Annotated in this window: 24 protein-coding genes; 10 read left to right on the forward strand and 14 right to left on the reverse strand. The window is 65.0% G+C overall.

The genetic code is table 11. The annotated features are described in order from the left end of the window. Positions 1 to 102: 102 nt before the first annotated feature. The 3 genes from WG908_RS10825 to WG908_RS10835 form a co-directional block, all read right to left on the reverse strand. A complete protein-coding gene (locus tag WG908_RS10825) occupies positions 103 to 957 on the reverse strand; it encodes a DMT family transporter (protein ID WP_340186763.1) in 855 nt (284 codons plus the stop codon). A 131-nt stretch (positions 958 to 1088) separates the two neighbouring features. Beyond that, positions 1089 to 1901, reverse strand: a complete 813-nt coding sequence (locus tag WG908_RS10830) for a class I SAM-dependent methyltransferase (protein WP_340186601.1) — start codon at positions 1899 to 1901, stop codon at positions 1089 to 1091. Between the two features lie 95 nt (positions 1902 to 1996). Beyond that, positions 1997 to 3520, reverse strand: a complete 1524-nt coding sequence (locus WG908_RS10835; RefSeq protein ID WP_340186602.1) for a TadA family conjugal transfer-associated ATPase — start codon at positions 3518 to 3520, stop codon at positions 1997 to 1999. A 169-nt stretch (positions 3521 to 3689) separates the two neighbouring features. Between WG908_RS10835 and WG908_RS10840 the strand changes: the two genes are divergently transcribed. Next, positions 3690 to 5234 carry a glycosyltransferase family protein gene (locus WG908_RS10840; RefSeq protein ID WP_340186603.1) on the forward strand — a complete coding sequence of 515 codons (1545 nt, stop codon included), beginning with the start codon at positions 3690 to 3692 and terminating at the stop codon, positions 5232 to 5234. Here WG908_RS10840 and WG908_RS10845 read toward each other — a convergent pair. The 3 genes from WG908_RS10845 to uvrB form a co-directional block, all read right to left on the reverse strand. Then, positions 5194 to 5775 carry a hypothetical protein gene (locus WG908_RS10845; protein WP_340186764.1) on the reverse strand — a complete coding sequence of 194 codons (582 nt, stop codon included), beginning with the start codon at positions 5773 to 5775 and terminating at the stop codon, positions 5194 to 5196. The two genes, WG908_RS10840 and WG908_RS10845, sit on opposite strands and share 41 nt — an antisense overlap. Before the next feature lie 4 nt (positions 5776 to 5779). Next, positions 5780 to 7723 (reverse strand): hypothetical protein, encoded by a 1944-nt coding sequence (locus tag WG908_RS10850; protein WP_340186604.1) that lies wholly within the window; start codon positions 7721 to 7723, stop codon positions 5780 to 5782. Between the two features lie 68 nt (positions 7724 to 7791). Beyond that, positions 7792 to 9975 carry an excinuclease ABC subunit UvrB gene (uvrB, locus tag WG908_RS10855; protein ID WP_340186605.1) on the reverse strand — a complete coding sequence of 728 codons (2184 nt, stop codon included), beginning with the start codon at positions 9973 to 9975 and terminating at the stop codon, positions 7792 to 7794. Between the two features lie 65 nt (positions 9976 to 10040). Here uvrB and WG908_RS10860 point away from each other — a divergent pair, with 65 nt between their 5' ends. Continuing rightward, the gene (locus WG908_RS10860; protein ID WP_340186606.1) at positions 10041 to 10613 is read left to right on the forward strand and encodes a DUF3617 domain-containing protein; all 573 of its coding nucleotides are present in this window, start codon (positions 10041 to 10043) and stop codon (positions 10611 to 10613) included. 103 nt (positions 10614 to 10716) lie between these two features. On the opposite strand, the gene WG908_RS10865 is transcribed toward WG908_RS10860, so the two are convergent. Together WG908_RS10865 and WG908_RS10870 are read right to left on the reverse strand one after the other, a co-directional pair. Then, on the reverse strand, positions 10717 to 11160 hold the full coding sequence (locus WG908_RS10865; protein WP_340186607.1) for an NfeD family protein: 444 nt from the start codon (positions 11158 to 11160) through the stop codon (positions 10717 to 10719). Continuing rightward, complete coding sequence (locus WG908_RS10870; protein WP_340186608.1) at positions 11160 to 12131, reverse strand: SPFH domain-containing protein; 972 nt, start codon at positions 12129 to 12131, stop codon at positions 11160 to 11162. The genes WG908_RS10865 and WG908_RS10870 overlap by 1 nt, the downstream gene beginning before the upstream one ends. 91 nt (positions 12132 to 12222) lie before the next feature. Between WG908_RS10870 and WG908_RS10875 the strand changes: the two genes are divergently transcribed. Then, a complete protein-coding gene (locus WG908_RS10875) occupies positions 12223 to 13038 on the forward strand; it encodes an HpcH/HpaI aldolase/citrate lyase family protein (protein ID WP_340186609.1) in 816 nt (271 codons plus the stop codon). A gap of 33 nt (positions 13039 to 13071) precedes the next feature. Here WG908_RS10875 and WG908_RS10880 read toward each other — a convergent pair whose 3' ends face one another. Further along, entirely contained in the window at positions 13072 to 13584 is a 513-nt protein-coding gene (locus WG908_RS10880; protein ID WP_340186610.1) for a hemerythrin domain-containing protein, read from the reverse strand. A 170-nt stretch (positions 13585 to 13754) separates the two neighbouring features. Here WG908_RS10880 and guaB point away from each other — a divergent pair, with 170 nt between their 5' ends. The 4 genes from guaB to WG908_RS10900 all read left to right on the forward strand — a co-directional run bounded on the left by guaB (position 13755) and on the right by WG908_RS10900 (position 18994). Further along, a complete protein-coding gene (guaB, locus tag WG908_RS10885) occupies positions 13755 to 15212 on the forward strand; it encodes an IMP dehydrogenase (protein WP_340186611.1) in 1458 nt (485 codons plus the stop codon). 188 nt (positions 15213 to 15400) lie between these two features. Then, complete coding sequence (locus WG908_RS10890; protein WP_340186765.1) at positions 15401 to 16573, forward strand: RsmB/NOP family class I SAM-dependent RNA methyltransferase; 1173 nt, start codon at positions 15401 to 15403, stop codon at positions 16571 to 16573. A gap of 67 nt (positions 16574 to 16640) precedes the next feature. Continuing rightward, positions 16641 to 17159, forward strand: coding sequence for a hypothetical protein (locus WG908_RS10895; protein WP_340186612.1), 519 nt, complete (start codon positions 16641 to 16643; stop codon positions 17157 to 17159). Between the two features lie 68 nt (positions 17160 to 17227). After that, positions 17228 to 18994, forward strand: coding sequence for an ABC transporter transmembrane domain-containing protein (locus tag WG908_RS10900; RefSeq protein ID WP_340186613.1), 1767 nt, complete (start codon positions 17228 to 17230; stop codon positions 18992 to 18994). Between the two features lie 8 nt (positions 18995 to 19002). On the opposite strand, the gene WG908_RS10905 is transcribed toward WG908_RS10900, so the two are convergent. The 5 genes from WG908_RS10905 to WG908_RS10925 all read right to left on the reverse strand — a co-directional run bounded on the left by WG908_RS10905 (position 19003) and on the right by WG908_RS10925 (position 22429). Continuing rightward, a complete protein-coding gene (locus tag WG908_RS10905; protein WP_340186614.1) occupies positions 19003 to 19329 on the reverse strand; it encodes a PilZ domain-containing protein in 327 nt (108 codons plus the stop codon). 555 nt (positions 19330 to 19884) lie between these two features. Then, positions 19885 to 20307: an ExbD/TolR family protein gene (locus WG908_RS10910; protein WP_340186615.1), complete on the reverse strand. Its 423-nt coding sequence runs from the start codon at positions 20305 to 20307 to the stop codon at positions 19885 to 19887. A 39-nt stretch (positions 20308 to 20346) separates the two neighbouring features. After that, positions 20347 to 20835, reverse strand: a complete 489-nt coding sequence (locus WG908_RS10915) for an ExbD/TolR family protein (RefSeq protein ID WP_340186616.1) — start codon at positions 20833 to 20835, stop codon at positions 20347 to 20349. 106 nt (positions 20836 to 20941) lie between these two features. After that, the gene (locus tag WG908_RS10920; protein ID WP_340186617.1) at positions 20942 to 21703 is read right to left on the reverse strand and encodes a MotA/TolQ/ExbB proton channel family protein; all 762 of its coding nucleotides are present in this window, start codon (positions 21701 to 21703) and stop codon (positions 20942 to 20944) included. A 75-nt stretch (positions 21704 to 21778) separates the two neighbouring features. Further along, a complete protein-coding gene (locus tag WG908_RS10925) occupies positions 21779 to 22429 on the reverse strand; it encodes an energy transducer TonB (protein WP_340186618.1) in 651 nt (216 codons plus the stop codon). Between the two features lie 256 nt (positions 22430 to 22685). Here WG908_RS10925 and WG908_RS10930 point away from each other — a divergent pair, with 256 nt between their 5' ends. From WG908_RS10930 to glpX, 3 genes are all read left to right on the forward strand, one after another. Next, positions 22686 to 23561: a hypothetical protein gene (locus tag WG908_RS10930; protein ID WP_340186619.1), complete on the forward strand. Its 876-nt coding sequence runs from the start codon at positions 22686 to 22688 to the stop codon at positions 23559 to 23561. Between the two features lie 105 nt (positions 23562 to 23666). Next, complete coding sequence (locus tag WG908_RS10935) at positions 23667 to 24971, forward strand: homoserine dehydrogenase (protein ID WP_340186620.1); 1305 nt, start codon at positions 23667 to 23669, stop codon at positions 24969 to 24971. Positions 24972 to 25131: 160 nt separating this feature from the next. Further along, positions 25132 to 26115, forward strand: coding sequence for a class II fructose-bisphosphatase (glpX, locus tag WG908_RS10940; RefSeq protein WP_340186766.1), 984 nt, complete (start codon positions 25132 to 25134; stop codon positions 26113 to 26115). The last annotated feature ends 2 nt before the right edge of the window (positions 26116 to 26117 follow it).

The following is a 26117-nucleotide window of genomic DNA, read 5'->3' on the forward strand; positions in this document are numbered from 1 at the left end:
ACAGGGGGCCAATGATCCGCCCCATATGCTGTGTGTCCGGGCGGAGCGAAGGCGCTGGGCCTTTGGCTCGGACCCAACCGCTATGATCCATGGCTCGATACTCTATGGACGGACCCGCCTGGCGCGGACATGCTCGCGCCAGGCGATCGTCAGACCGCTCGTGACGATCAGCGCCGCGCCGGCCCAGGTCGTGGCGAGCGGCCAGTCGTCCCACACCAGCCATCCGATCAGCGTCGCCCAGATGATCGAACTGTAATCCATCGGCAGCACCACCGACACCGGCGCCCAGCGCAGCGCCCCGGTCATGCACAATTGCGCCAGCCCGCCGACGATGCCTATGAACAGCAACAGGCCCCACGTCACAGGATCATGCGCCTGCCCGACAAACAGCATCGCCATGCCCAGCGGCGGCACCGACAGGGCGGTGAACCAGAACACGACCACGCCGGGCCGTTCGGTGCGCCCCAGTTCGCGCAGGACCAGGCTGATGCAAGCGGTCAGGATCGCCGCCGACAAGGCGACCGCGAGGCCGGTCAGCGGCACATGGCCGACATCGGGCCGCACCATGACCAGCACGCCGGCAAAGCCCAGCAGCACCGCGCCCCAGCGATACCAGCCGGTCGCCTCACGCAGGATCAGCGCCGACAGGATCGTGCCGAAAATCGGCATGGTGAAGCCGATGCTCGTCGCTTCTGTCAGCGGCAGCAGGATGAACGACCCGAAATTGAGTATCATGCCCACCATGCCCAGCGCCGCGCGGCTGGCGTGGATGCCGATGCGGCTGGTCCGCACCGCGCCTGCGCCGTCGCTCCATGCCACCCAGGCAAAGACCAGCGGCAACGCCAACGCCTGCCGGTAGAACAGCGATTCGATCAGGTGGACGCCGCGTGCGTCGGCCATCTTCACGCCGGCGAACATGGCCGACAGAAAGACCATGGCGAGCAAACGCAGGCCCATGGCGAACAGCGCGCGCTCCTCGCGCGGAGGCGGGGCCTCCTGCGGGTCGGCGCTGGTGAGGGTCGATGGCGCTTCCACGCGCCGGCTTTACCGCGATTGCGCCGGCGCGCAACCGCGGTTGTCCGCAACGACTATGGTTTGCGGAATTTGAGCGTCATGCGGTCGCTCTCGCCGATCGCCAGATATTTGTCCTTGTCGACCTCGCCATTGCGCAGAACCGGGGGCAGCGTCCACACGCCCTTCTCCCAATCGGCGGTGTCCTTGGGATTGGCGTTCACTTCGGACGCGCCGACATATTGGAAGCCCGCCGCCTCGGCGAGCCGCCTGACGGTCGAAACCTTGATATAGCCGCTCGATTTTTCCAGCGCGGTATCGCGATCTTCAGGCAGCCGGTGATCGACGATGCCCAGCGTGCCGCCCGGCTTGAGCACATCGAAAAACGCCTTGAACGTTGCGGCCTCGGTTCCGCCCATCACCATGTTATGGACATTGCGGAAGGTCAGAACCGTATCGACGCTGCCGGCCGGGACGCTCGCCAGCGGCGCGGTCCAGGGGACCAGCTTGACCTTGCCATAGGTCGCAGCGTCCGCATCCAGCTTGGCCTTGAACTTGTCGAAACCCGGCCCAGCGGCCTGCGCCGCATAAAATACGCCCTTGTCCCTGAGCAGCGGCGCCAGGATCTCGGTGTACCAGCCGCCCGCGGGCATATATTCGAGCACCGTCTGCGTCGGCGTCACGCCGAAAAAGGCGAGCGTTTCGGCCGGGTGGCGATATATGTCGCGCGCGACATAGGCGGGCGTGCGGGTTGGTGCGGCGATGGCCGTGCCGATCGGATCGGCGGCGCTGTGCGCGGCATGATCGCCATGCCCGGCATGTTGCGCCATGGCGGGCAGGACGGGCAGGGTGGCGATCAGCAGCAGGCTGGCTCGGGCGAGACGGTTCATGCGCGGAAATCCTCTTCTTGGGGGACCCACGATGTGAAGCGCGCGATGGCCGCGCGCAAGGGGCGCGCGGGGGAAAAAGTCGCGGGACCTGGCCGTTACAGGCAGGCTTCCAGGAAGGGCTGGTCGAAACCGAACATCCGCGCCTTGTCCAGCGTGTAGGGCCGCAGCCCCATCGAACGATATTCGCCGATGATCTTCCCGCTGTCGTCCTCGTCATGATATTCGAACTTAAACAGTTCCTGGGTGACGATGACGTCGCCTTCCATGCCGATCACTTCGGTCACGTTGGTGACGCGGCGCGAACCGTCGCGCAGCCGCTTGACCTGAACGATCAGGTCGACCGAATCGGCGATCTGCTTGGAAATCGCTTCCTTGGGGATCTTGATATCGCCCATCAGGATCATGTTTTCCATACGGCCAAGGCATTCGCGCGGGCTGTTGCTGTGGAGCGTACACATCGAACCGTCATGGCCGGTGTTCATCGCCGCGAGCAGGTCGAAACATTCCGCGCCGCGAATTTCGCCCAGAATGATGCGGTCGGGACGCATACGCAGAGCGTTCTTGACCAGGTCGCCGATGGTGATCGCGCCTTGCCCTTCCAGGTTCGGCGGACGCGTTTCCAGCGGCAACCAGTGCGGCTGCTGCAAGCGCAATTCGGCGGCATCCTCGATGGTCAGCACGCGCTCGCCGGGGTCTATCATCTTGGACAGCGCATTGAGCATCGTCGTCTTGCCCGAACCCGTGCCGCCCGAAATGACGATGTTGAACCGGCATGCGCCCGCGATCTTGAGCGCGGTCGCCATCTTGGGGCTCATCGCGCCCCAATTGGCGAGCATGTCCAGCGTGATCGGCTTTGCCGAAAATTTACGGATCGAGATCGCGGTGCCGCGCAGCGACAGCGGCGGCACGATCACGTTGACGCGGGACCCGTCGGGCAGGCGGGCGTCGGCCAGCGGCGTCGTCTGGTCGACGCGGCGGCCGACCTTGCTGACGATGCGCTGCGCGATCTGGAACAGATGCTCCTCGTCACGGAAACGGATCGGCGCGACGACCAGCTTGCCCTTCTTTTCGATATAGGTCTGGTCGGGACCGTTCACCATGATGTCGGTGATGTCGGGATCGTTCAGCAGCTCTTCGAGCGGCCCCAGGCCCAGCAGTTCGTCGACCAGCACCTTTTCCAGCGCGAACTGTTCGCGGCGGTTGAGCGTCAGCTTCAGCTCGGCCAGCACCTCCATGATGATAGGCCGGAATTCCTCGGCCAGTTCATCCTTGGTCAGTGTCGCCGCCGCTTCGGGGTCGACTCGTTCCAACAGACGCGGCAGCACCTGTTCCTTGATCTTGTGGACAGATGCTTCGAACCCTTGCGGCCCGGCGTCGGGGACATGATCGTTATTGGCACGGTCGGACAGGCGCTGGATGGCATCGGCGTTGCGCTGCATCTGACTGGTCGGCGCGGCCAGCGGATCGAATGGTTCACCCGGAAGCGCGGCGATATCCAGCGGCGGAAACTGCTCGCCGCCGCGTTCGTCGCCGGGGGCACTGCCCCCGTGCATGGGGCGGGCGACGCCAAAGCCGGGCTTCGTGCCGGCCGGGCCACTTTTACGTCCAAATGCGCTCATAGGTCTCCGCCGCTTCTTATCGTCCGACTGTCATGGTCAAACAAAGTGAATAGTCGGGAAACTTTGACAAAAGCCTAATGGTGGCGGGGAGCCGTCCAGCATTGCCAAGCGGCCGATAGGATGTGGTTAACCATATCTGCCTATGCTGCCAGGCGACGAAGGGGGACCCATGCATCACCATCACATCATGGCGGCATCCGATGAAGGGTTCATATCGACCCCGCCCCATCGGCTGAGCGATACGCGGATCATGACCTGGCTGGTCCTTGCAGCGATACTGGTCGGGTCGATCAACCGGATCGTTGCTGGCATGGACGCGCCGATATGGTTTGATGAGACCTTTTCTGCGGTGATCGCCTCGCAGGCCAAATTTGGCGATCTGGTCCGCTGGTGTCTGAATGAGTTGGGCGGCCCCGTATATTATATGCTGCTCTGGGCCTGGGAAAAGCTGGCGGGAGACAGCGGCCTTGCCCTGCGGCTGCCCTCGCTTGGGGCATCGCTCGCGGCGCCGGTCCTCATTTTGTTCGCGGGCCACCCCGACTGGAGGACGCGACTGTGCTGGAGCGGTGTCTGCGCGGTCTGGATACCGGGTTTTGCGATCGCCACCGAAGCCCGTTCATATGCTCTGTTGTTCCTGCTGGCGACGGCACAGTCCATCGCGTTCCTGCGGCTCCTGTCTGCGCCCTCGCTGCGTCGCGCCGGTATCTGGGTGGCGGTGACGGACGCGATCATCCTGACCCACTATTTCGGGCTGTTCATTTCGGCGATTCAGGGGATGATCTTTCTCATTGCGCGCCGGCGTAGTGTGACGGCAACCTGGCCCGCGCTCCTGGGCTTCGCGCCGGTCATTGTGTGGATGCTCTTCCACATGTCCTTTCTCGCGCGGTTGAGCGGGGCTGGCGTGGCATGGCAATCGGTGGTGCCGCCGCGCGCCTTGTGGTTTGTGCCCGAATTGCTTTTCGGGTCATTAGCGGTCGGCTATATTCTTTGCGCCGGCATGGCGGTGGGCGCAATTGTCGCCTGCGGATCGCGCTTGCTCGGCGCATCTGCCCCGCCTCTCTCGTCCGAAGCGTTGGTGGCCATCAGCGGTTGGCTCGCTTTGGCGGTGCTGCTGGGATTGGCGATGGTGCGGCCGAGCTTTACTCCACGATACGCGACCATGGTCATGCCTGCGATCCTGTTCGGCGTGGCGTTATGGATGCGGGGTCTTGATCGTTGGACGCCATATGGCGCGCCGATTATTCTGGCGATGATGATCGCTATCGCCTTTGGTCCGTTGCGCGACCGCTTGTATGTTCCCGAACTTGACCATCGCTATGGCTTCAACCTTATGCAGCCCAGCGCCTGGCTGGCCAAGGAAAGCCCCAGCCATCTGATGTTCCTTTGGGACAATCCCACTGGCACGGCTTCCGATCCGGCCCGGCTGGCAGAAGTCGCAGGCTATTTCTTCCAGCGGGAGGGACGTCCGGTGGAGGTCGAGATCGCTCAACTGCCTGCCGCCGCCGATCCCAACCCCTATCTGATCGAGCACGCCGCGCGGCAGGACGCAGCACTAATCTGGATATATGACCGCAACGTGTCATCGACGCGGGGGCGGACTTACCCCGCCGACCTGCGGAGCTTCGCTCGCGCCGGCTTGGTTTGCCGGGACTTTGGGCGATTGCCGACGACGATCATCGCTTGCTATCGAAAGCGGGCTCCGGCGCGGCGGTGATGAACCGGGGGTCGGTGTCAAACCATGCCCCGATCGTCCGGGCTCCGGCCAGCAATTGCTTGCCTTGCGGCGTGATGCTTATCCGCCCGTGCGAGACCCTTATGTTTCCCGACAATGATTGTTCCGCGATCCGGCGATCGATCTGCTGCATTTCGTCGAGATATTCCGTGACGAAGACCCCTTCCAGACCTTTACGGTCCAGTTGGCCGTCCTGGCGTTCGATCCGCGCGAGCAGGAACATCGTGATGGATCGGTCGAATGTGACGGGAAAGATGACGAGGAAGCAGATATTGAAGGAGAGCGAAATAGTCACCGCGCCCAGCAATGTCGAAATGTCGAGCCCTAGGCGGCGGCGAAGGATCGCGCCGACGCTGCACAGCAACAGCGCAGCCACGAACGCCAGCGCCAAGCCACGATAGAAGAGAACGGGCATGTCCGCCAGCATCGGACTGCGGATCAAACCGACATAAAGGCAAAAGCCCAGCAGCAATGCAGCGGTATAGGTCAGCGCCAGCAAGGCGACACAGCGAAGCAGAGTCATCAAGTCAACCTTCCTCCACCCGCGTTATGCATATAAGCCGTGATCGATAAAGGCAGGGGAGCGTCAGAGACGCCCATACAGGATCGTTTCGCGTGAACAGCAGATAGTTCACCCGGGCAGCGCGCGCGCGCGCTGCCAGTTGGTCAGGGGCAAGACGCTGCGTGAATATGGGCTTTAGCAGGGCGATGCGGCTTAGCACCGCATATTGTCCTGCCCCGAATAGCGACGCTTCTTGGTCAGCGACGGCGGGCCAGCGGTGTCCGTAGAGACCAAAATCAAACGCTCTCCTGTCCATCCCCACCGCATGCTGGAGCACGGCGCCTTCGGGCAGATGGACGTCGGCCCAGCCATAGGCGCGGCGGAGCGCCAGGTCGATGTCGGGTGCCCGGTTCTGGGGCACCGTCCTCGCCGGCATATAGGGTTGGCGGATCAGGCGTAGACCAATGACGTCATAAAGTGTCCCCGCCATCCCAAGAGCACCCAGCAGGATGGCTGCCTGCCGGTAGTGTCGCTTTACCCCCCTGTATTGCGCCACATGCACGGTTGCCACCAGCGCAGCGACCTGCGCCAGCAGGGTCGACCGCCAGCCCAAATCATTGTTTATCAGCACCGATTGCATGAAACTGGCGATCACAAGCGAGGTTATTGCGCTTGCCAGCAGAAGCGCGGCCACGTCATTCACCCGATCAGGTCGCCGCAGGGCAAAGGACAGCGCTATGGCCCCGCCCAGGGCAAAGAGGCCGAATTCGAGCGCATAGTTGACGGGGAGCAGCAATAAATTGCCGACCTGGGAAAGCATCGTCGCTTCGGGCAGCAGCCACATGAACGACCTTACGGCAAAACCTATGGGAAACTCGCCGGAACGGCCATGGGCAAGGTCCAGGAACTGCGGGATCGAGAGGATGGCCGCCAACGTCCCGGCGGCCAGTAGCCGCCCGTCTCGCTTCGTTAGCCGGATGCCCCCCCATACCACCAGCAGCGGCGCAAAGGTCAGCGCCACCCAGGCCGAAAGCCCGAACATGCTGGCAAAGGCAACGCCTGCCATTCCCGCTACGCTCCAGCCGACTGGCGATGCGGGGGCGCGGCTGGCGATCAATATGCCGGTCCACCCTGCAATCACTGCGGCCAGATGGTGGGGCACCCACAGGCTCGACCGCAGCATCCATGCGACTTCGCTGTTCCACATGTCGATATGGGGGTCGGCCCAGCCGGTTACGTTCCAGCGCAGAGCTACGGGGAGGATATCCAGCCCGGTGACAAAGCAAAGCAGCGCAGCCATCAGCAGCGCCCCCCGTTCGCGACCCACGCCGATCAGCCGCGCATCCGCCGCCAGCCGCCACAACAGCGCCGGCACCGCCATCCCCGTCCAGAATGCGCAGGCGGCGAACGCCATGCGGGCGGAGATGGCAAAGCCGCTCGTCCAGCGCACCATCGCGGGCCATTCGTAGAAATAATGATAATATCCCGCCACGCCCTCGCGCGCGAAAAACGGATCGCGCAGCGGCAGCCCGATGCGCGCAATCTGTTCGGTGACGGCGGCATGCTTGACCAGGTCGTAGACGACCAGGCTCTGATGCAGCCCGCCGTCCCAGTCGATATCGACGAACGCCCATGCACAGATCAGCCACCAGACCGCCGCGAGACTGACGAAAACGCCGGTCCTGCGCCAATCAAGCCGGCGCAGCAACGGCGCGCCGTAAATCAGCAAGCCGATATGCAGCGCCACGGCGGCGCCGATGCCGATCCAGCGGATCAGCAGGGAATCCAGGATCGGGAACAGGGCAAAGGCCAGCAGCATCGCCCAGCCGGCGCGCCGCCATCCATCATCGCAATCGAGGCCCACGCCGCCCGCCAGCCGCGCGAGGCCGAAACCGGGCAGAATGAACAAAAGTGGTGCCAGCCACGTCGCCATCAACAGGCCGAACAGGTCTTCAAGCAAATAAGGCATGGCCGCTCCGATTGGCGAGCCATGGCTTAACAAGCGATGGTTAACGCGCCGCTAACCCTGTTAGCGCCTCATCGCCCCATTTTGCGCTGCGTCTTGCCGTAACGCAATTTCCGCGTCCCCGGCTTGCCTTCGTTCGCGCGTCCGCGCGGAGCCTCCACCTGCTGCTCCACCGGCAGGCCCAATTCTTCCGCCTCCAGCTTCCTTATTTCGTCGCGTATCCGTCCGGCCTCCTCGAATTCCAGGTCGGCGGCGGCGGCGCGCATCTTCTTTTCCAGATCCTCGATATAGGCGCGCAGATTGTGACCGACCATATGCGGGCGATCCGCGTCGCCGGTATCGACGATCACGCCGTCCTTGCTCGCGACATGCGCGATGATGTCGCCGATGTTGCGCTTGATGGTGGTCGGGGTGATGCCATGTTCGCGGTTATAGGCTTCCTGCTTTTCGCGCCGGCGCCCGGTTTCGTTCAGCGCCCGTTCCATGGAACCGGTCATGCGGTCGGCATAGAGGATCACCCGTCCGTCGACATTGCGCGCCGCGCGGCCGATCGTCTGGATCAGCGAGGTTTCGGATCGCAGGAAGCCTTCCTTGTCGGCGTCCAGGATCGCGACCAGCCCGCATTCGGGAATGTCCAGCCCCTCGCGCAACAGGTTGATGCCGATCAGCACGTCATAGACGCCGAGCCGCAGGTCGCGGATCAACTCGATCCGCTCCAGCGTCTCGACGTCGCTGTGCATGTAACGGACCTTGATCCCGGCCTCGTGCATGAATTCGGTCAGGTCCTCCGCCATCCGCTTGGTCAGCGTGGTGACGAGCGTGCGATAGCCGTTCGCCGCCACCTTGCGGCATTCGTTGATCAGGTCGTCGACCTGGTCCTCCACCGGCTTGATCTCCACCGGCGGGTCGATGAGGCCGGTGGGGCGAATCACCTGTTCGCTGAACACGCCGCCGGTCTGCTCCATCTCCCATGATCCGGGCGTTGCCGACACGCTGACCGTCTGCGGCCGCATCGCGTCCCATTCGTTGAAGCGCAGCGGGCGGTTGTCGATACAACTGGGCAGGCGAAAGCCATATTCGGCGAGCGTGATCTTGCGCCGATGGTCGCCGCGCGCCATCGCGCCGATCTGCGGCACGGTCTGATGGCTTTCATCGATGAACAGCAGCGCATTTTCGGGCAGATATTCGAACAGCGTCGGCGGCGGTTCGCCGGGCAGGCGGCCGGTCAGGAAGCGGCTGTAATTTTCGATCCCCGCGCACGATCCGGTGGCCGCGATCATCTCCAGGTCGAAATTGGTGCGCTGCTCCAGCCGCTGCGCTTCCAGCAGTTTGCCCTCGCTCTCCAGTTCCTTGAGCCGCTCGGTCAGTTCGAAACGGATCGCCTCCATCGCCTGCTTGAGCGTCGGGCCGGGGGTGACATGGTGGCTGTTGGGAAAGACCTTCACATAGTCGAGCGACGCGACCTTCTTGCCGGTCAGCGGGTCGAACTCGACAATATCCTCGATCTCGTTGCCAAAGAAGCTCACGCGCCAGGCGGTGTCCTCATAATGCGACGGGAAAACCTCCAGATTATCGCCCTTCACCCGGAAATTGCCGCGCGCGAAACCGGCATCGTTGCGCTTGTACTGGAGCGCGACCAGCTTGCGGATGATCTCGCGCTGGTCCTCGATGCCGCCTTTCTTCATCGAAAAGGTCATCGCCGAATAGGTTTCGACCGACCCGATGCCATAGATGCAGCTGACCGATGCGACGATGATGACATCGTCCCGTTCCAGCAGCGACCGGGTCGCCGAATGGCGCATCCGGTCGATGCTTTCGTTTACGCTGGATTCCTTCTCGATATAGGTGTCCGACCGTGCGACATAGGCTTCGGGCTGGTAATAGTCATAATAGCTGACGAAATATTCGACCGCGTTCTCCGGGAAAAAGCTCTTGAACTCGCCATAGAGCTGCGCGGCGAGGATCTTGTTGGGCGCAAGGATCAGGGCAGGGCGCTGCAACGCCTCGATGACCTTGGCCATGGTGAAGGTCTTGCCCGATCCCGTCACGCCCAGCAGCACCTGGTCGCGCTCGCCCGCCAGCGCCTGATCCACCAGTTCGGGGATCGCGGTGCGCTGGTCGCCCGACGGCTCATAATCGCTCATCAGCCTGAAGGGTCTGCCCCCTTCGGACTTTTCCGGCCGCGCCGGGCGGTGAGGGACGAAACTCGTGCCGGTGTCGGGCTCGTCAAGCGTGGTGCGGATTTGAATTGTCATCGCGGCTTGATATGGTCGCAGCGCAGGCGGGTCGCAACTGTCCAGCGGTTGAAGGGGAGATGGCGATGAGAAATATGCTTTTGGCGGCATTCGGCACGGCGGCGCTGCTGGCGGGCTGCGGCGAGGCTTCCGATAAAAAGGCCGACGATATCGCGGCCACCGACGCGATGACGGGTGAGCAGGTCGCGGCGAAGGTCGATGGCGTCAAGCTCAAGCCCGGACAATGGGAAACCAGCTTCACGATCGAGGATCTGGAGATGGCGCAGATGCCGGGCGGCGCGTCCGCCGCTCAGTTCAAGGAACAGATGAAGGCCGGCATGAGCCGCGTCGGCATCAAGCATTGCGTGACGCCCGAACAGGCGGCCAGGCCCAGCGCGGACATGCTGGCGGGCCAGGCCGACAAGAATTGCAGCTACAAGGGCTTCGACATGGCGGGCGGCGCGGTCAAGGGGCAGGTGAGTTGCACCCATGACGGCCAGACGATGAACGCGACGATGAAGGGCACCTATGCGCCCGACCGCTACGACATGGTGATGGACATGACGTCGACCGGAACAGAGCCGGGCGCGACGATGAAGATGAAGGCGCGGACGCAGGGCAGGTTGATAGGCGCCACCTGCGAAGGCGAACCGTCCTGACCATCTCTCAATCCTCGCGCCGTCTGATTGATCCCGTGGCGCTTGGCAGGGCGGCAATACCGCATCTCGGATGTGTTGCCGCCTGCCTGCCGGTCGCCGCGCCTCAGGCCGGCTCGACCAGTAACAACGAAGCATCGGCGCCAACGATCCGTACCCGCGTTCCCGCCGCCGCGTCGGCGCCCCGGCAGGACCAGACGCCATCGCCCACCTTGACACGGCCCTCGCCGCCCTCGATCGCTTCGACCACCAGCACGGTCTGACCGATCAGGCGGGCGACGCGGTCATTCAGTTGCGGGTCCTGCGAGGTGACCGGCGTGGCGGCGTACCAGCGCCGGCCACCCCATGTCGCGACCAGGCAAAGGCCCGCGAATATCAGCATTTGCAGGGCCGGGCCGACCGGCAGGGCAAAGGCGATCACGCCGGTCGCCGCCGCCGCGAGCGCCACCCAGATCAGGAAGACGCCGGGCAGCAATATCTCGCCGATGCCCAGCAGCACGGCAAAGACCATCCACCACCAGTGGCCGTCGATCGTGTCGAGCCAGTCCATCAGCCCTGGCTTTGCGTAAACGGCCCGCGCCGGGGCGGGGCGGGGGGCGCGTGGGTGCTGCCGTCGCCGCCCAGCGCATCCTTAGCCAGCTGGCCGATGCCGCCCAGGGTGCCGATCAGTTGCGTCGCTTCGACCGGGAACAGGATGGTCTTGGCATTGGGCGATGTCGCGAACTGGCTTACCGCCTCGACATATTTCTGCGCGATGAAATAGTTGAGCGCCTGCGGATTGCCCGCCGAAATGGCGTCGGACACCATCTGCGTCGCCTTGGCCTCCGCCTCGGCTTCGCGTTCGCGTGCCTCGGCGTCGCGGAATGCGGCTTCGCGACGGCCCTCGGCCTGAAGGATCTGGCCCTGCTTCTCGCCTTCGGCGCGCAGGATTTCAGCCGCGCGCGCGCCTTCGGCATCCAATATGTTCGCGCGCTTTTCCCGTTCCGCCTTCATCTGCCGGCCCATGGCGTTGACGATGTCGGCGGGCGGGCGAATATCCTTCAGCTCGACGCGGGTGATCTTGATGCCCCAGGCGTTGGTCGCATGATCGACCACCGACAGCAGCCGCGCGTTGATCTCGTCGCGTTTGGACAGGGTTTCGTCCAGATCCATCGATCCCATGACGGTGCGCAGGTTGGTGGTGGCCAGCTGCATGATCGCGACGTACAGTTCCGACACTTCATAGGCGGCCTTGGCGGCGTCGAGCACCTGGAAGAAGACCACGCCGTCGACCGACACCATGGCATTGTCCTTGGTGATGATTTCCTGCCCCGGAATATCGACCACCTGTTCCATCATGTTGATCTTGCGGCCGACCGCGTAAAAGAAGGCGGGATAGAAATTGAGGCCGGGCCGCGCGACTTCGGTGAAGCGCCCAAAGCGTTCGATGGTATATTGATAGCCTTGCCGCACAACCTTGATAGATGCGGCGAGATAGATGAATACCAACAGGCTGAGGCCAAGCGCGAATGTCGTGATCATAGCCCAAATTCCTCCCCGGCGGTCACGCGACTATGCCGTGAATTGCGGGACGGGGGAAGCGAAACCGGAACGAAACGAAAGGTCAAGGCCCATGCTGCTCCACCACGCCCGATCGCTGCTGTTCCTGCCCGCGTCCAACGCGCGCGCGATCGAAAAGGCAAGGGGGCTGCCGTGCGACATGGTGATGCTCGACCTGGAGGATGCGGTGCCCGACGACCGCAAGCAGGAGGCGCGGGACCAGGCGATCGATGCGCTGCGGCAGGGTTTCGGCGAGCGGCTGACGGCGGTGCGGATCAACGTGGCGGGCACGCTCTGGCATGGGGCGGAAATGGTCGCGGTGAAAGGCTCTGCCGCCGATTATGTGATATTGCCCAAGGTCGAAACGGTGCGGCAGGTCGCTGACGTGTTCAGCGTCTGCCAGCGGCCGGTTATCGCGATGATCGAAAGCCCGGCGGGCGTGCTGGGGGCAAGCGCGATCGGCGCGGCGGAGGGCACCGCCGCGCTGTTCATGGGCACCAACGATCTGCGCAAGGACCTGCACATTCCCGCCGGTGCGGGCCGGGACGGGCTGTCGCTGGCGCTGCAACAGGTGGTGCTGGCGGTCCGTGCCGCCAGGATTGCGGTGTTCGACGGCGTCTATAACCGGCTGGACGACGATGCCGGGTTCGAAGCGGAATGCGCGCATGGCCATATGCTGGGCTTCGACGGCAAGACGCTGATCCATCCCGCGCAGATCGCGATCGCCAATCGGCTGTTCGGCCCTGATGCCCACGCGGTCGCCGATGCGCGGCGGCTGGTCGATGCCGCGACCGGCGGAGCGGAACGCTTCGAAGGCCGCATGATCGAAGCCATGCATGTCGATGAGGCGCGCGCGCTGATCGCCCGGGCCGAGGCGCAGGCTGGATAGCGCGCGCCCCGGCGGGGGAGGAAACTTCGCGCGTCAGGCGGCGATAAGGTTGACCGCGCTCGGTTTTGCCGCCGGCAAGCCGCTGGCCTTCGCCTGCGCCATCAACTTTTGCTTGCGCGCCATCATCGCATCGCGCAGCGCGACCAGGTCGACATCGGTCTTGCGGCACTGGGCGAACATGCCTTCGGACGGCATTTCCTCCTCATGGACATGGTGCTTGATCTCTTCGGACAGCACCTTGACCTTGGCGTCGTAGAAATCGTCTTCGGCTGATCCGGCCTCGATATCGTTGATCAATATCTTGGCGCCGTCATGCTCGACATAGGCTTCGTCCAGCGTGTCGTCCTCGATCTTGCCGCGAAAGGCGGGATAGAAAATCTCTTCCTCGATGCTGGTATGGATTTTCAGCTCGGTGCAGATTTCGCGGGCGATCGCCTGTTTCTTCGATGGCGCCTTGGTCGCCTCGAATGTTTCGAACAGCTCTTCGACCTTGCGATGATCGGCTTTGAGCAATGCTATGGCATCGGTAAACTGGGTGTCGGCCATGGTCGTCCTCCTCATGCTCCCGCAGCAGCCACAAGCGCCCCGCGCGCCCGATGTTCCCTGAAAATGACTCGCATCTCCTGCGGCGCAACAAAATATGCCGGGGCGTCTAGCCGATGGCGGGGGAAATGGTTACATGGGCCGCCACGAAAACCCCGGAAAGTGGCAAGCAAATGGACATCCGTCTCGGTCTCACCTTTGATGACGTGCTGCTTCAGCCGGCCGAATCGGACGTTCTGCCGAGCCAGGCCGACACCAGCACCCAGGTCACGCGCGAAATCAGGCTGAACATCCCGATCCTGTCGTCGGCGATGGATACCGTGACCGAAGCCGACATGGCGATCGTGATGGCGCAGCTTGGCGGCATCGGCGTGCTGCACCGGAACATGACCGTCGATGAACAGGCGGACGCGGTGCGCGCGGTCAAGCGGTTCGAAAGCGGCATGGTGGTCAATCCGATCACCATCCTGCCCACAGCCACGCTTGCCGACGCGCAGATGCTGATGCAGCGGCACCGGATCAGCGGTATTCCGGTGGTCGAGGAATCGGGCCGGCTGGTCGGCATCCTGACCCATCGCGACACCCGCTTTGCCGAAAATCCCGGCCAGCCGGTCAGCGAACTGATGACCAGCGAAAATCTGGCCGTCGTGCCCGCCGGCGTCGCGCAGGAGGAAGCCAGGCGGATGCTGCATCAGCGCCGCATCGAAAAACTGCTGGTGGTGGACGATGCCTATCGCTGTGTCGGCCTCATCACCGTCAAGGACATGGAAAAGGCGGTCACCTATCCGCAGGCTACCAAGGACGCGACCGGCCGGCTGCGCGTGGCCGCCGCGACCACGGTCGGCGACAAGGGGCTGGAGCGGACGCGGGCGCTGATCGACGCGGAGTGCGACCTCATCGTCATAGATACCGCCCATGGCCACAGCAAAATGGTGTCGGCGGCGGTCGAGGCGGTCAAGAAAATGTCCAACCATGTTCAGATCGTCGCGGGCAACGTCGCCACCGCCGAAGCGACCAGGGCGTTGATCGGCGCCGGCGCGGACTGCGTGAAGGTCGGCATCGGTCCGGGGTCGATCTGCACCACGCGCGTCGTCGCCGGCGTCGGCGTGCCCCAGTTGACTGCGATCATGGACGCCGCAGAAGCAGCAGCCAGGCACGGCGTTCCGGTGATCGCCGACGGCGGCCTGCGTACATCGGGCGACCTGGCCAAGGCGCTGGCGGCGGGCGCCGGCTGCGTCATGGTCGGCTCGCTGCTGGCCGGGACCGAGGAAGCGCCGGGCGAAACCTTCCTCTATCAGGGGCGCGCCTATAAAAGCTATCGCGGCATGGGCAGCGTCGGCGCGATGGCGCGCGGCAGCGCCGACCGCTATTTCCAGCAGGACATCAAGGACCAGATGAAGCTGGTGCCCGAAGGGATCGAGGGGCAGGTGCCGTTCAAGGGGCCGGCCAAGGATGTCATCCACCAGCTTGTCGGCGGGGTGAAGGCGGCGATGGGCTATACCGGCAGCGCGACGCTCAAGGACCTGCGCGAGCGCGCGCGTTTCGTCCAGATCACCAATGCGGGTCTGTCCGAAAGTCACGTCCACGACGTCACCATTACCCGTGAAGCCCCCAATTACCCGACCCGCTGATCCTTTCCGGCACGGGGAACGGGACCATCGCGCAGCGATGGTGGAGGGGGCGCGCCTCCTGAAGCTGTTTTCGCAACATGGCCGGTCCAAGCCCCATGTCCGGGGCCGGCCTTGATCCTTCGGGTTCCCCTGTCGATGCTCTCTTCGACGCGGCGCGCGCGCCTGCGTTCGACCGTGCCGGCAAGGCCATGACTCCCGCCGCGCGCCTCCAGGCCGCGATCGACCTGCTCGACGCCATCATCGCCGCCGCGCGCGACGGCGGACCGGCGGCCGACACGCTCATCGCGCGCTATTTCCGCGAACGACGCTATGCCGGTTCGAAGGATCGACGTGCGGTGCGCGACCATGTCTATGCCGCGATCCGGCGAGCGGGCGACCGGCCGGACGATGGCCGCGCCGCGCTGGTCGGGCTCGCGCGCGAACGGCCTGACCTGGCCGTCCTGTTCGACGGATCGCCGCACGCGCCAGCACCCATCGACCCCGCCGAACCGGGCGCGCCCGCCGGCGCGGTGCCCGGCTGGATCGCGCCCCTGCTCGCCGCGCCGGTCGAACAGGACGCCCTGCTTGGCCGCGCGCCGATCGACCTGCGCGTCAACCGGCTCAAGGCCACGCCCGCCGATGTCGCGCCGCTCTTCCCGCAGGCGCAGCCCGTCCCCGGCCTGCCCGACGCGCTGCGCCTGCCGGAGGGGACCGCGGTCGAGCAGGGCGAGGCATGGGCGCTGGGGCTGGTCGAAGTGCAGGATGCCGGCAGCCAGGTCCTTGGCGCTGCCTGTGGCGCGCGGCCCGGCATGACCGTCATCGACCTGTGCGCCGGGGCCGGGGGCAAGACGCTGGCGCTCGCCGCGGCGATGGGTGGCAAGGGCCGGCTCATCGCCGCCGACACCAACCGCGCCCGGCTCGCGCGCCTGTCGCCGCGCGCGCAGCGCGCAGGGGCCATATCCATCGAAACCCTGCTGCTGGATGAAGGTCATGAGGCGCAGGGGCTGGAACCGCTCATCGGTCAGGCGGATGTCGTGCTCATCGACGCGCCCTGTTCGGGCACCGGCACCTGGCGGCGCAACCCGGAGGCGCGCTGGCGGCTGACGGCGGCGCGGCTCGACCGGCTGGTCGCCACCCAGGCCCGCATCCTCGATTTCGCCGCGCCGTTGCTGGCGCCCGGCGGCCGACTGGTCTATGCTGTGTGTGCGCTGACGGACAGGGAGGGACGCGATCAGGTGGACGGATTTCTCACCCGTCATCCCGGCTGGCGCGCGGTGCAGGGTGCGGTCGGCGTGGGTCGTGCCCACGGACGCGGTTGGCTGTTGACACCCGGCCATGACGGGACCGACGGCTTTTTCTTCGCAACGCTCGTGCATGGCTGAAAAACAGGCCATGGACATTGGCGTGCGGAATGACCACATTTCCGGGGAGTCGCTCCTGGAGACCATAATGCGTTTCACGCCTGCTTCGATTGCCCTTGCCGTCCTGTTGACCACCGTTTCCAGCGTCGGCCTGACCCAGCGCCCGGACGCCCAGATCGACCCCTTGTCGATCGAATGGATGCGCGCGGGCGAAGGCGCGGCGAAGGCGGGCGACCTGTCCGCCGCGACCGATGCCTATGAAACCGCGCTGGCGGTCGATCCGCGCAATCGCGGGGCCTATATCGCTCTTGCCGGCGTCGCCCGCGCGCAGGGTTTGCAGGGCAAGGCGATCCGCCTTTATCGCGAAGCGCTGCTGCTTGATCCTACCGACGTCTATGCCCTGGTCGGGCAGGGAGAGGCGATGGTGGAAAAGGGCGCCGTCGCCAAGGCGAAGGAAAATCTGGCGCAGGCGCAAAAGATATGCGCCGATAATTGCGCGCCGCTCGGCAAGCTCGCCGCCGCCATTCAGAAGGGCGCGCCGCCGACCGTGCTGAGCGCCAAGGATGCCATCCCCGCGCCAAAGATCGTGCCGACCGAAACACCGTGAACCGTGGCTCACCCGCTGCCCGCAACATACAGATTGAGGGCATAACCGCGCCCTGCTAAGCGCGCGCCATGAAGGACAGGGACATCAGGGATCGGGCGCCGATCGGCAGTCTGTCGATGCTGTGGCATGCGGCGCGACGCTATCCCGCGCGGATCGCGGCTGCGGCCGGCGCGCTGCTCGTATCGTCGGCCGCGACCCTCGCCATACCCAGCGGTTTCAAGCTGGTGATCGACCGCGGCTTTGCCGGCGGAGCCGACGATATCGGCCGCTGGTTCCAATATCTCTTCCTGATCGTCGTCATCCTCGCCTTGTCCACGGCCGCGCGCTTCTATTTCGTGTCCTGGCTCGGCGAGCGCGTCGTCGCCGACATTCGTTCGGCGACCCAGGCCAATCTGTTGCGCCAGCCGCCGGCCTTCTTCGAAGAAAACCGGCCGTCCGAAATCGCGTCGCGCATGACCGCCGACACCGCGATCATCGATCAGATCGTCGGGTCGACCATCTCCATCGCCCTGCGCAACGCGGTGACGGGCATTGGCGGTCTGGCCTATCTGTTCGCGCTGGCGCCAAAGCTGGCGGGGCTGCTGCTGCTTGGCATCCCGCTGGTCCTGGTGCCGATCATCGTCATGGGCCGGCGCGTCCGCAACCTGTCGCGCGCCAGCCAGGACCGGCTCGCCGCCGTCGGCAGCATGACGACCGAAGTGCTGGGCGCCATGCGGATCGTCCAGTCCTTCGGGCAGGAGGCGCGGGAAGCGGCTCGTTTCGACGACACCGTGGAACGCGGCTTCGCCGCCGCGCGCAGCCGCATTCGCCTGCGCGCCTTCATGACCGCGATCGTCATCGCCCTCATCTTCGGCGCGATCGTCGCGGTGATGTGGCAGGGCGCGGTCGATGTCGCCGCCGGTCGCCTGTCGGGGGGCAGCATCGCCGCCTTCGTCCTTACCGGCGGGCTGGTGGCGGGCGCGTTCGGATCGCTCTCAGAGGTCTGGGGCGACCTGCTGCGTGGCGCGGGCGCGGCCGGGCGGTTGCACGAACTGATGCGCGCGGTGCCGCAGATCCAGCCGCCTGTCGATCCGCAGCCGATCCCGCAGGGGAACGGCGCGCGGCTCCGCTTTTCGGCCGTGCGCTTCCATTATCCGACCCGGCCCGATCTTGCCGCCCTCAACGGCATCGACCTGGTTGTGGAACCCGGCGAGACGATCGCGGTGGTCGGCCCGTCGGGCGCCGGCAAGACGACGCTGTTTCAACTGGCGCAGCGCTTCTACGATCCCGATGCGGGCGCCATCGCGCTGAACGGCGTACCGTTCGAACGCGCCGACCCGGCGGCGATCCGGGCGATGATGGCGCTGGTGCCGCAGGACAGCGTCATCTTCGCCGCCTCGGCACGCGACAATTTGCGCTACGGTCGCTGGGATGCGACCGATGCGGAAATCTGGGACGCGGCCCGCGCGGCCAATGCGGCGGAATTTCTGCGCGCCCTGCCGCACGGGCTGGACAGTGAACTGGGGGAGGCCGGCGCGCGCCTGTCGGGGGGGCAGCGCCAGCGCGTGTCGATCGCCAGGGCGCTGTTGCGCGATGCGCCGCTGCTGTTGCTGGACGAGGCCACCTCGGCACTGGACGCTGAATCGGAACGGCTGGTGCAGGATGCGCTGGGCCGGTTGATGCGGGGCCGGACGACCATCGTGATCGCCCATCGCCTCGCCACCGTGCGCGCCGCCGACCGTATCATCGTGATGGACCGGGGCGCGATCGTCGAACAGGGCGATCATGCCGCGCTGATGGCGCAGGGCGGCCTCTATGCCCGGCTCGCGAGCCTCCAGTTCCAGGACGCCGCCTGATCGGCTGGTCAGCTTTGCCCGCTCCGGGCATATTTGACGATATGGTCGAGGATCGCGGGATGAAGCGGCCGCTCGAAGGCGCAGCCCGCCTCATGCGCCCGCGTCCACAATACTCGTGCGCGACGTCCCTCAAATCCGGGCAGCATCACCCACAGCTCCGATCCGACCTGCAACCGCATGAAGCTTTGCAGGCGGAACCCCGTTGTCGATGCGTTGACGATGCGGCTGGAAAACCATGTCTCGCCGGGGCGGCGGACCTTGACGGCAATGACCACGTGACGGCGCTCGGCCACACGGGTGCTGTTGCTGTGATCGATCTGCTTCTCGGCGCCCATTTTTCGATTCTATCGTCCTGACGCCCGATCGTGACAGATTAGCCCTAGCAATTGGTTAAGCCGTACCGCCTTTCTGTCGAACGGCGCGCGCAGGGGTGCGCGGGCAGAGCGGCACGGGCAGAAGCGCACAGGCGTAGAGGCACAGGCGTAGAGGCACGGGCCGAGAGAGACTGCCCGAGAGAGACGGGCCGAGAGTCACGGGCAGGGCACGCAAGCAGAGAGTCAGGCCAACGGCACGGGCAGGGGCGCGGGCAAAGACGCACAGGCAGGGCGCTGGAGGAAGAGCATGGACAGCGATGGGGATCTGTCGGCAGGCAGGCAGGGCGAGCGACTTTTCCGGGCGTCATCCGGGGTTCCGATATAGCGGTTCATGTCGTTCGCCGCGCTCGCTTGCCGCGGTCGGATCCGATCCGGGCGCGCAAAAAAAGGGCCGCTCGAAAGCGGCCCCTCTCTCATTTCTGCTGGATAACAATCCTGCCGGTCAACCGGCCCGCCTGTCCCGGACAACCGGGGAAAGCCGATCCCGAAACGGGCTAGGACCGGGCAGGCGCCAGGTCAGAAATTGCCATATTGTTCATTGCCAACGAAGCCCAGCTTGGTAACGCCGGCCCGCTTGATCTCGGCCAGAACCTCGTCGACGGTCACGTAGCGGGTCTGCGGCGCGGGCTGGAACTGGAGTTCCGGCTCGACCGGCAGGCGCAGCGACTGCTGAAGATACTGACGCAGCGTCAGCAGGTCGATCGGCGATCCGTTCCAGGTGATGACGCCCGCCGGGTCGATGGCGACCTTGTTCTTGACCGGGTCGACGACCGTGTCGGTCGGCGGCGCGTTCTGGGGCAGGTCGATCTTCACCGCGTGGGTCTGGATCGGGATGGTGATGATGAACATGATGAGGAGAACGAGCATGACGTCGATGAGCGGCGTCGTGTTCATTTCCATCATCGGTTCGCCATCGTCTTTACCGGCACTCATGGCCATGGGCGATACTCCTAGATAGAACGGGCCGCAGCCGGGTTGTCAGAGGCGTTGGACGCCCTGGCCCGGTGCGGGTTCGGAAATGAAGCCGACCTTCGGAAAACCGGCGCGCTGCATCGTATAGATGGTTCCGCCGATGCACCGATAGGGGGTGTTGATGTCGCCGCGGATATGCACTTCGGGCAAATCCTCGGGCGTCAGATTTTCGACGCCGCCGGCCTTGTCGATATCCGCCTTCAGCTTGGCGACCGCGCGGTTGAGCAGGTCTTCCGAACTGACCCGGGTCATGTTCCAGTAGACCGCGCAGCTGCCGTCGGTGTCGCCCAGCACGGAGAGCGAGACATTTTCGGGCTTGGTCGTAGTCGGCTCGAACGCGACCTTGGGAAGGTTGAGTTCCACGGACTGGACGACGACCGGGATCGCGATGAGAAAGATGATGAGCAGAACCAACATGACGTCGACGAGCGGCGTCGTGTTGATGTCGGACATCGGCTTTTCGTCGCTGCCGTCGGATCCAACACTCATTGCCATTGATCAGTATCCTAACATGCGTGTCGATGAGCCCCTGTTGGGGTCCATGGCCGGCATGGACGGAAGGGACCGCAGCTGTCCCTTCGCCATGCCGGCACCTATGGGATCAGGCCTTGGTCGGCGCGGCGGCCGGCTTGGCGGCAGGCGCAACCGGAGCGGCGGCGATGCTGGGCTTGACCGCGCCGTTCGACACCAGATAGGCCAGCAGGTCGACGGTGAAGCCGTTCAGCTGTTCCGCGATCGACTTGTTGCGGCGCTGCAGGAAGTTGTAGGCGAGCACCGCGGGAACGGCCACGGCCAGACCCAGGGCGGTCATGATGAGCGCTTCACCGACGGGGCCTGCGACCGCGTCGATCGACGCCTGACCGGCGGCGCCGATCTTGATCAGCGCGCGGTAGATGCCGATAACCGTACCGAACAGACCGATGAACGGCGAGGTTGCGCCGACGGTGGCGAGGAAGGCGAGACCGCCGCCCAGGCTGGAATTGATCGCGGCTTCCGAACGCGCGAGCGAACCGTGCAGCCAGTCATGGGCTTCGACCGGGTCGGTCAGCTTGGTATGCTCTTCCTGCGCCTTCACGCCGTCATCGACGATCTGCTTGTAGGCGGAGTTCTTTTCGAGCTTGGCGGAGCCTTCCTTGATGTTGGCGGCGCGCCAGAAGGTCGCGCGAACCTTCTTGCCCTGGTTGATGACCTTCTGCTGTTCGATCAGCTTGGTGAACAGGATGTAGAAGGTGCCAACCGACATGCCGACCAGAATGATGAAGACGGTCCAGGCGATCGTGCCGCCCTGTTCGAGCGCTTCCCAAAGGCCATAAGGGTTTGCTGCGGCCTCGGGGGCGGCGGCTGCTGCGAGTGACATCAACATGTTCAAGACTTCCCTCTCAAATGGATCAAATAGATTGGGAAGGTCACGCGGGTGTGCGGCGACCTTCCCGTAAAATTATTCCGGCAGTCGCCAGACGATACGGCTGCTGAACGAGTCCGTCATGGGTTGCCCGTCGGTGCCCACGGCCGGCTTGAAACGCGCACGGCGAGGAAGCAGGCGGCAAGTTTCGGCATCGAGGTCCGCATGGCCGCTGGATGACGTAACGGTGCAGTTTGTGACTCGCCCGTCAGTACCGATTTCCACCCTGAATCCCGTCGTGCCCGACCGTTCCTCGCGCTGGGCACGGCTGGGATAATCGGCATCGGTGACCCATTCGCCCGGACGGCCACGCGGCGTGGCGCGCTGAGCGGCCACCTTTGGCGGGGGCGGGGGCGGGGGTGCGGCAACCGGCGTCTGGATGACGACGGGCGGCGGCGTCCGAACGACCGTCATGGTCGGCGCGGGCGCAGGCGTTTGCACGATCGGTGGCGGGGCCACGACCGGCGGCGGTTCTACCGGCTGGTCTGGCGGCGGTGGCGGCGGCTCCTCATCGGGTGGCGGCGGCTCTTCCTTAACATCGATGACGTTCAGCTGTTCCGCCGCCTTTTTGACATATTTCATGCCAAGACCGGTGACGAAGGCATAGCCCAGAACAGCATGAATCAAGGCAACGATGACGATCGAGATTGTGCGACTCGATCCTTGCGAGTGGTCAGCATAGGCCATTCAGCAACGACACTCCTTAACTCATCATTTTTAACAGGTTGTACAAATTAGCCGAAAACGACCAGAAGCGTCGGGATAGGAATCCCGGCAACTTTGGCCCTTGTCCGTTCGTTTTCTACCCAATCAACTCCTATCGCGGCATATCGTATGACGCAAACGCTTTATCGTGGGGGCGCTTTGAGTTTACCATTTGCCCTTGGAAAAGCTTGCCTGTGACATCATGGCCACGGACACATCGGTTAGGACGAAACGCGAAATGAAATCCTCCATATTGCTCCATCGAGTCGCCGCGCTATGCCTCATTTCCGCCGCACATTCGGCGGTAAACGGTGCGTCCGCACAGAGTGCGCCGCGCTCTTCCGCCGCGACCGCGGATGCGGGCAGTGGCCTGTCCTATGCCGATCTGGCCGATCTGGCCGACGGCGCGGCCCTGGTGGCGCAGGCGCGTGTCATTCGTGTGACACCCCTGCCGCCCGAGCAGGCGGGGGGAGTAACGCCCGGATATCGCCGCCTTTATGTCGAAGCGCAGGTCATCGGCTTGATTCGGGGCGACGGCGGCATCAGCCCCGCGGTCGCCTATCTCTACGATGCGCCGGTCGATTCGCGGGGCAAGCTGCCCAGGCTCAAAAAGGCGCAGGTCATCCTTTTCGCGCGACCGGGGGCGCGGCCGGGGCAGATCCAGCTCGTCGCGCGCGACGCGCAGATTGCGGCGACCCCGGCGACCCTCGCCACCGTCAAATCGGTCCTGGCCGACCTGGTGGCCAACGGCGCACCGCCCCGCATCACCGGCGTCGGCGATGCATTTCACGTTGCGGGCACGGTCGCGGGCGAGAGCGAGACGCAGATTTTCCTGCGGACGCAACAGGGTGATCCGGTGTCGCTGTCGATCCTGCGTCGTCCCGGCGAGCCGCCCCGCTGGGCGGTCGCGCTGGGCGAAATCGTCGACGAAGCGGCCAAAGTGCCGATGCGGGGCGGGCTGCTATGGTATCGCCTGACGTGCAGCCTGCCGCAGGAACTGCCCGCCCGCTCGGTTCGCACCCTGTCGGTGCAGGAGGCGGAAGCGGCGCGGGCCGACTATCGCTTCGTCATCCAGTCGCTGGGACCGTGCGACCGGACGCGCGCCGCCGGCTGACGGGGCGGCGTTCGGCGACGGCTTTTCCTTGGACTGGCGGCGATTGGCCGCTATCAGCGCCCGCGCAACCAGCCCCCGGCAACCAACCCACATGATAGGATGACAATGACCGATCTTCACCGCCATGCTCCGCTGCGCGTCGCGCTCGTCGGTCTGGGTACGGTGGGCGGTGGCGTGATTCGGCTGCTCAATACCAATGGCGACCTGATCGCCCGGCGTGCGGGATGCCCGATCCAGGTGACGGCGATTTCGGCGCGGGACCGCTCGAAGGATCGCGGCGTCGACTTGTCGCCCTATGAATGGGTCGACGACATGACGACGCTGGCGGGCCGCGACGATATCGACGTTGTGGTGGAACTGATCGGCGGTGCCGATGGCCCGGCGCTCACGCTGGCGCGCCAGTGTCTGACCGCGGGCAAGCCGTTCGTCACCGCCAACAAGGCGATGCTGGCGCATCACGGCCTGGCGCTGGCCGGCATCGCGGAAAAATCGGGGGTCGCGCTCAAATATGAAGCGGCGGTGGCGGGCGGCATACCCGTCATCAAGGGGATGCGCGAGGGCGCGGCCGCCAACGAGATTTCCCGCGTCTACGGCATCCTCAACGGCACCTGCAACTATATCCTGACGACGATGGAAAAGGAGGGGCGCGGCTTCGACGAAGTGCTCAGGGAAGCGCAGGAGCTGGGCTATGCGGAAGCCGACCCCAGCTTCGACATCGACGGCGTCGATGCGGCGCACAAGCTGACGATCCTGGCGTCGCTCGCTTTTGGCACCGAACTCGATTTCGCCCATGTGGCGACCACCGGCATCCGCCACGTCATCGCCGCCGACATTGCCGAAGCGGCGGCGCTCGGCTTTCGCATCCGGCTGGTCGGCATGGCGGAAAACGGACCCGACGGGCTGTTCCAGCGCGTGCATCCGATGCTGGTGCCGCTCGACCACCCGCTTGCCCATGTCGACGGATCGCTCAATGCCGTGGTGGCGGAGGGCAATTTCGTCGGCCGCCTCTTTTTCCAGGGGCGAGGCGCGGGCGAGGGGCCGACCGCATCGGCGGTCGTCGCCGATCTGATCGACGTCGCGCGCGACGAATATGGCGACGCCTTCGCCATGCCGACCGCCGCGCTCCAGCCGCAGCATCCCGCCGACGCTGGCAAGCGCATCGGCCGCTCCTATCTGCGCTTCAAGGTGCAGGATCGCCCCGGCGTGCTCGCCGAGATCGCCGCCGCGACCCGCGACGCCGGCGTTTCCATCGAAAGCATGATCCAGCGCGGCGCGAACCAGGACGATGGCGTGCTGGTGGCGATCGTCACGCATGCGGGCGAGGAACGCTGCGTCCATGCGACGCTCGACCGGCTGGCGGGGTCGGACAGCCTGCTCGATACGCCGATGGTCATGCATATCCTCGATTGATAGGGCCGATGACGAAGCCATAGGCCACGCCGGCATGGCATTCCGGGTCGCCGGCATTCGGCGACCTGGCCGACAGGCGCGAAAAGCCGGGCCACTCGCTCGACAACGAGATCGCGACTCCTTATCCCAACCGCAGCAACAGGATGGGATGGTCAAAGCTATGGTGCAGGCGAGTTCGATCCTTGATCGCTTTCTCGTGCTTGAAATGGTGCGCGTGACGGAGGCCGCGGCGATCGCCGCGTCCCGGCTTGTCGGCCGGGGCGACGAAAAGGCGGCCGATGCCGCTGCGGTCGAAGCGATGCGCCGCGCCTTCAACCGCATGTATATGGACGGCACCGTGGTGATCGGCGAGGGCGAGCGCGACGAAGCGCCCATGCTCTATATCGGCGAGAAAGTGGGCAAGGCGATCGGCACGGGGCCGCGCATAGACATCGCGCTCGATCCGCTGGAGGGCACCACCATCACGGCAAAGGCGGGGGCGAACGCGCTGTCCGTCCTCGCGATCTCGGAGGAAGGCGGCCTGCTCAACGCGCCCGATGTCTATATGGACAAGCTGGCGGTCGGCCCCGGCTATCCGCCCGACGTTATCGACCTTGAAAAATCGGTGCGCGACAATGTCGAAGCGGTGGCCGCGCACAAGGGGGTGGAGCCCGGCGACATCATGGTCTGCGTGCTTGATCGTCCGCGCCATGAAAAGCTGATCGCGCAGTTGCGGGCCATCGGCTGCGGCATCATGCTGATCGCCGATGGCGATGTCGCCGGCGTCATCGCCACCACCAATCCCGAAACCACCATAGACATGTATATGGGATCGGGCGGCGCGCCCGAAGGGGTGCTGGCCTGCGCCGCGCTGCGCTGCGTGGGCGGGCAGTTCAAGGGGCGGCTGCTGTTCCGCAACGAGGACGAGAAGCAGCGCGCGCGCAAATGGGGGATCACCGATCTCGATCGGGTCTATGACCTTAAGGAACTGGCGAAGGGCGACTGCATCTTTGCCGCGACGGGCGTGACCGACGGATCGCTGCTGGCCGGGGTGAAACGGCTGCCGGGCGGGCGGCTCACGACCCAGAGCGTGGTGATGCGCGCCAGCACCGGCACCGTGCGCTGGATAAAGGGCGAGCATCGCGCCGACCGCGTCGATAACTGATC

Origin of the sequence: Sphingobium anseongense (assembly GCF_037725245.1) — a bacterium.
Classification (GTDB): domain Bacteria; phylum Pseudomonadota; class Alphaproteobacteria; order Sphingomonadales; family Sphingomonadaceae; genus Sphingobium.